A 356-nucleotide genomic window follows, 5' to 3' on the forward strand; every position below is an offset into this window, starting at 1 on the left:
AGCTATGATGTTAAAGATGCACACGGAGGAGTAACACACACTGGTGCATCAACAACACTCTCGGCAGTTGGCGATAAAGCCCAAATCGCTGGCGTTGATACTGGTTCAATAACCGAAAACAGCGCGGGTGTCGACATGTCACCCGACTATGCTCACTCAGGCATCGCCACACTTGGCAATACAACACTCTATGCTGATGGCAAGCTGACCATCACAGACCCCGATGTAGGCGAGTCAGGATTTGAACGCCAAGGCAGCAATGGTTACGACTATCACGGCACCTATGGCGATCTAATCTTACTCACCGATGGCACCTGGCATTACCATGCCGATGCTGGGCATCTATCAGGTATAGG

Annotated in this window: 1 protein-coding gene; it reads left to right on the top strand. The window is 51.1% G+C overall.

Annotation, left to right across the window (positions count from 1 at the left end):
• Window positions 1–356: VCBS domain-containing protein (locus tag AB4249_RS21700; RefSeq protein ID WP_372104766.1), on the top strand; the 356-nt coding region annotated here is incomplete at both ends.

This window comes from Vibrio sp. 10N.261.55.F4, from assembly GCF_041470465.1.
Lineage (GTDB): Bacteria > Pseudomonadota > Gammaproteobacteria > Enterobacterales > Vibrionaceae > Vibrio > Vibrio crassostreae_C.